At 49.3% G+C, this 5,976-nt stretch carries 7 protein-coding genes; all 7 read left to right on the forward strand.

Annotated elements, in window-relative coordinates; translation table 11 throughout:
• Positions 1-804 (forward strand): FtsW/RodA/SpoVE family cell cycle protein (locus QVO97_RS06240; RefSeq protein WP_288189155.1); only part of this gene is annotated, 804 nt, incomplete at its 5' end.
• Positions 805-886: 82 nt separating this feature from the next.
• Positions 887-1,282, forward strand: a complete 396-nt coding sequence (locus QVO97_RS06245; RefSeq protein WP_022359519.1) for a methylglyoxal synthase — start codon at positions 887-889, stop codon at positions 1,280-1,282.
• On the forward strand, positions 1,279-2,256 hold the full coding sequence (locus QVO97_RS06250; RefSeq protein WP_022359520.1) for a D-alanyl-D-alanine carboxypeptidase family protein: 978 nt from the start codon (positions 1,279-1,281) through the stop codon (positions 2,254-2,256). The genes QVO97_RS06245 and QVO97_RS06250 overlap by 4 nt, the downstream gene beginning before the upstream one ends.
• 87 nt (positions 2,257-2,343) lie before the next feature.
• A complete protein-coding gene (locus QVO97_RS06255) occupies positions 2,344-2,763 on the forward strand; it encodes a hypothetical protein (protein ID WP_022359521.1) in 420 nt (139 codons plus the stop codon).
• A gap of 412 nt (positions 2,764-3,175) precedes the next feature.
• On the forward strand, positions 3,176-4,417 hold the full coding sequence (locus tag QVO97_RS06260; protein ID WP_022359522.1) for an aminopeptidase P N-terminal domain-containing protein: 1,242 nt from the start codon (positions 3,176-3,178) through the stop codon (positions 4,415-4,417).
• Between the two features lie 2 nt (positions 4,418-4,419).
• Positions 4,420-5,481 (forward strand): M24 family metallopeptidase, encoded by a 1,062-nt coding sequence (locus tag QVO97_RS06265; RefSeq protein WP_022359523.1) that lies wholly within the window; start codon positions 4,420-4,422, stop codon positions 5,479-5,481.
• 24 nt (positions 5,482-5,505) lie between these two features.
• Positions 5,506-5,976 (forward strand): ABC transporter substrate-binding protein (locus QVO97_RS06270; RefSeq protein ID WP_288189156.1); only part of this gene is annotated, 471 nt, incomplete at its 3' end.

Raw genomic sequence — 5,976 nt, forward strand, 5'->3', positions numbered from 1 at the left:
TTTGTAAAGATCGGTCTGATCCTCATCCTGGCGAATTTCCTTTCCAGAAACCGGGAGAAAATCAATGAGCCAAAGACATTGGGGATGACGGCGCTTATCTGTGTCCTTCCGGTCGGCATGGTATATTTACAGCCGAACCTTTCCACCACCATCGTCATCTGCTTCATGATTCTGTGCATGATTTATGTAGCCGGTATCAGTTACAAATGGATTGCCGGTGCGGTGGCGGTCGGGATACCTGGATTTGCGGCGCTTATCTATCTGTCGCTGCAGGGATTCATCCCGTTTCTCCAGAAATACCAGGCACAGCGTATCATGGGAAAGATTTTCCACAGCAGCAGTGAATTTACGGATCTGAACCGTCAGCAGGATAACTCCATGATGGCGATCGGCTCCGGGCAGCTGCGCGGCAAGGGGCTTTTTAACAACACATTAAGCTCCGTCAAGAATGGAAATTTCCTCTCGGAGGAACAGACGGACTTTATCTTCGCTGTTATCGGAGAGGAGCTTGGGTTTGTCGGCGGCGTGGCGGTCATTGCCCTCTATGCGCTGCTGGTGTATGAGTGCCTCTGGATTGCAGCGCGCGCGAAGGACACAGCTGGACGTCTGATTGCATCGGGCATGGCGGCGCTTCTGGCGTTCCAGAGTTTTGCCAACATTGCGGTAGCCACGGGAATCTTCCCGAACACGGGTCTTCCGCTTCCTTTCATAAGCTCCGGACTTAGTTCGCTGCTCAGTATGTTTATCGGAATGGGAGTTGTTCTCAATGTTGGATTGCAACGAAATAACGTAACCGTTCAGTAAGTACATGCATGGACTGTGAAGCTGCATGGAAATTGAATTTTATGGTTATGAAAAATAGGAATCATTAAGGAGGCAGGTATAGATGTATATCGGGTTAATCGCACATGATGCGAAGAAAAAACTGATGCAGAACTTCTGTATCGCATATCGCGGCATCCTGAGCAAGCATGAACTCTATGCGACAGGAACGACAGGCCGCCTGATTGAGGAGGTTACGAATCTGACCCTCCATAAATATCTGCCGGGTCATCTGGGAGGTTCCCAGCAGCTCGGCGCACAGATCGAACACAATCAGATCGATCTGCTGATTTTCCTGCGCGATCCGTTGGCGCCGAAGCCGCATGAGCCAGATGTTAATGATGTTGTCCGCCTCTGTGATATTCACAATATCCCGATGGCGACAAACCTGGCGACGGCAGAGCTTCTCGTTAAGGCGCTTGACCGCGGCGATATGGAATGGCGGGAGATGTACAAATGAGAAAACAGACAATCCGACTTGCGGGCGCACTGATGCTTTGCGGTATCAGCATGCTGACCGGCTGTGGTGCCCGCGGTCTGGAACAGGCATATTCATTTCAAGAACGGGAAACGCAGATGACGCCAGCGGCAGGTGCCGGGCTGGCGCCCTTTTTTGCCTCTTCTCTCTGCGTACCGGAATCTGCAGACGGCGATATTGCTCCAGATGATGCGGTGACGGCGCAGGCGGGCGCATTGTTTGATGTGACCGACTCCAGCGTTATATATGGTAAGAACATCTATGACCAGATGTACCCGGCGAGCATCACGAAGGTAATGACGGCGATCATCGCGATCGAGGAAGGCAATCTTTCCGATGCGGTGACGGCAAATGACGATGTCGTGATCCACGAGGCAGGCGCTTCGATGGCAGGCATCAAGCCGGGCGATACCTTTACGCTGGAGCAGCTTTTATACGGACTGATGATTCCGTCCGGCAACGATGCAGCCAATGCGATTGCGGATCATATCGCCGGAAGCACGGATGCGTTTGTGGAGAAGATGAATGCGAAAGCGAAGGAACTCGGTGCGACCCACACGCATTTTGTCAATGCAAATGGTCTGCACAGCACCGACCACTATACAACGGCATATGATCTCTACCTGATTTTCAACGAGGCGCTTAAACTGCCGCTGTTTTGTGAGATCATCAACGCACAGTCTTATACAGCTGACTATACCGATGCAAATGGAGCCGCAAAACAGCAGGTCTGGAAGGTTGGCAACTGGTATCTGAAGGGAGACCGCGAGGCACCGGAGGGGGTGACTGTCTTAGGCGGCAAAACCGGCACCACACAGGCGGCTGGCTACTGCCTGATCATGGCGAGCGATGGGGACGATGGCAAGGAATATATATCGGTTGTGCTAAAATCTGCAAATCGTCCGTCACTTTATGACAATATGACGGAAATTTTGACTAAAATTTCAAATAAGTGATTGCAATATTTATGAATTTATACTATAATTATTTATACAATAAAAGATTTTACATACAACTTAAATAAACTCAAGGAGGAGATTGTTATGGTTCAGATCATCGCAGGAGCAAAGGGAAAAGGAAAAACTAAATATTTACTCGATATGGCGAACACGGCTGTCAAAGAAGCCAAGGGTTCCGTTGTCTATCTGGATAAGAGTTCCAAACATATGTATGAGTTGAATAACCAGATTCGCCTTATCAATGTACAGGAATATCCGATTGATACCAGCGATGGATTTATCGGATTTATTTGTGGTATTATCTGCCAGGATCACGATCTGGAGCAGATGTATCTTGACAGCTTCCTGAAACTTGCCTGCCTCGAGGGAGCGGATATTGAAGAGACCTACAAGACGCTGGAGACCATCAGTGAGAAATATCATGTAAAATTCGTTTTAAGCATATCCATGAATGCAGCCGATCTTCCAGAGTGCGCGAAAGAAAGTGTTGTAGTATCTTTATAAGAGATTCAAAATGAACGAAACCGCAGCTGTCAGCGCAGGGCGGAGACAGGAGACTGTCCGATTCATCTGAAAAAGGAGAATTGGATGGTCTCTTTTTTTTCTAATTTTCTAGTTTGGGCTCAAAACCATCTTTCTACATTTTCATTGAAATGCTTCTTTTGCAGGTACCACCTTTGGGAAAAAATAGATATGCTTTTTGCATTTTTTCAAAATTGTAAGTATTTCCTATCATGTATATGAATTTTTTTGCATTAAATGAAAAAATTACAAAATATACTGAAAAATAATTGTAAAATTTTGATTTATACGGTATAATGACACGTGTCGGGAGACAAAAGATTACGATACATCTATTTGTGAGATAGATACAAAAGTATACGGAAATCATTTAAAAGACAGGAAGGAAAATACTATGAATGCAGAATTTTACCAAGGGAACCGACAGCGGCTATATGACAGCCTTCCGGATCATACCCTGCTTCTCCTGTTTTCCGGTTCTTCCATCCGAAAGACAGCCGATGAAAATTATCCGTTTTATGCCGATCGGAGTTTTCTCTATCTGACCGGCATTGGGCAGGAACACACAGTCCTGATGGCAGAGAAAGACGGAGAAGAGGTACAGGAAACACTTTACATACTTCCGCCGGATATGCTGGCAGAGCGGTGGACCGGGAAGCGGTTCACACCGGAGGAGGCCAGGGCGCGATCCGGGGCCGCGCAGATCGCATCGAGCGGCGAGTGGGAAAACCGTCTGAAACTTCTGATGCGGAGCGGACGGTTTGAGCGGATTGCGATGGATCTGTACCGGCACGATCCGGAGGATGCAGATACCGAGAGTATCCGGATGGCACGGAGACTTAGAAAGTGGTACCCGGCAGCCACACTCACGGATATTTCCCGTCAGATACGCCGCCAGCGTACCATCAAGCAGCCGTGTGAGATCGAGGCGATGCGGGAGGCAGTCAAGATTACGAGGGACGGCATTCTGGCGATGATGAAGGCATCAAAGCCGGGAATGTACGAATACCAGTATAAAGCCGAATTCGACTACGCACTGGCGCAGCACGGATGCCTTGCACCGGCATTTCCGAGTATCATTTCCGCGGGAGCCAATAATTTCTGTATTCACTATTATGAGTACACAGGGCAGGCGAAGGACGGCGATATGATTCTCAACGACGTAGGCGCCCAGTATGACCACCTCTTCAATGATGTATCGCGCGGCTGGCCGTGCAACGGAAAGTTTTCCGAACGGCAGCGACTTCTTTACACATGTGCATACCGGACTTCGCAGCATATGTTCTCCATCATTCGGCCGGGAATGAAGATGGCAGACGTGGACCGGCTGGCGAGGGAATACAATTTCGAACAGCTCAAAGCGATCGGCTTATGTGACCGGTATGAGGACGTCGGCAGATATATCTGGCACGGCGGCGCCCACCATGTTGGCTGGGACACACATGATCTGGTCGATGTCGATATCGTAGAGCCGGGTATGGTTTTCTGCGTGGATATCGGCATCTACTGCGAGGAATGGGGCATCGGCTTCCGCCTCGAGGATAACTGCCTGGTAACGGAGGATAGCTGTGAGAATCTGACAGCATCCATCCCCAGAACGATAGAAGAAATAGAATCAGTGATGGGAGGAGAGTAATCATGGAACAGTTACTTGCGTATATGCATAAAGAACACCTGGATGGCATGTTCATCAGCCGCCCGGTCAATGTAAAGTATGTCAGCCATTATACCGGCGAAGATTCCTGGCTTTTTATCACGGAGCAGGAAAAATTCTTTCTGACAGATCCGCGCTACACCGAGCAGGTTTCCTATGAGTGCCCGGATTACACGATTTTGAACTGGAGAGACACCTATGGTTCCATCGGAAAGGCACTTGCGTACGCGGCGGGAAAGGTTGGAGCAAAGACGATCGGCTATGAAGCATCCCACCTGACCGTTGAACAGTACCAGAATCTCCAGTCGGAGGTAAAAGCAGAGCTGGTAACGGCGGACGGCATCATTGAGGAGTTCCGCTCCATCAAGAGGCCGGAAGAGATTGAGTGCCTGCGTATCTCCTGTGATATTGCTTCAAGGGCATATGAAAAGATCCAGAAGGATATCCGGGTCGGCATTACCGAGAAAGAGCTGGCGGCGCGTTTAAGCCTCTATATGGTTCTGGAGGGTGCGGATACACAGCCATACGGCAATATCCTCATCTCCGGTGCGAGAACATCCCTGCTTCATGGAATTCCGTCCCAGAAAGCGATTGAATACGGCGATCTGGTCCTGATGGATTATGGATGCCAGTATCACGGCTATTTGTCAGATATGACGCGTACCCTGGTAGTCGGACGCGCAACGCCGAAGCAGAAGGAAGTATACAAGATTGAGCAGCAGATGGTCGCTGCGGTGGAAGGATTCTTAAAAGACGGTGTTTCGGCATCGGATGCATATTATGAATCCACGAAGATCATCGAGGGGACTGAGTATTTTCCGTATCACTACACAGGAATCGGACACGGCGTCGGCATGTTTGTCCATGAGATTCCATTTATGAGCCCTGTTTCTAAAAATATCGTGCATGCCAATAACGTCATGACCGTGGAACCGGGTATCTACATTCCGGGATGGGGCGGCATCCGTATCGAGGATCAGCTTCTCATCACGGAGACAGGCAATGAAAATCTGATCAGCGCCACCAAGGAGCTGATTGAGCTTTAATAAAAGAGGACAAGGAGGAATATTATGAAAAAAAACAAACTACTTGCACTGGGATTAGCTGCACTGATGGCAGCGAGTGTAGCGGGCTGTTCCACTCCGAGCGCTTCGGTGGATGACACGAAGGCAGCCGAATCGGGAAGTGACAGCTCCCAGAGCGCAGCAGCGGGCGAAAAGATTTTCCGTTATTCCAACACGGCGGATATCGCGACGATTGACCCTGATAAGACAAACTCCGTAGCAGATGCGACCGTCTCCTATCATATCTATGATGGTCTGTACCGCAACGTACAGGGCGAGCTTCAGCCGGCAACCGCTGAGAGCTATGAAGTCAGCGATGATGGTCTCGTATATACTTTCAAACTTCGTCAGGATACAAAGTGGAGTGATGGACAGACTGTTACGGCTAAGGATTATGAGTACGGTATGAAGCGTCTCTGCGATCCGGCAGCAGCCTGCCCTGCCAGCTATCTGGGTGCTGTTTTAAAGAACGGCGCC

The sequence above is a fragment of the Clostridium sp. CAG:43 genome, from assembly GCF_000434655.1.
Lineage (GTDB): Bacteria > Bacillota > Clostridia > Lachnospirales > Lachnospiraceae > Otoolea > Otoolea fessa.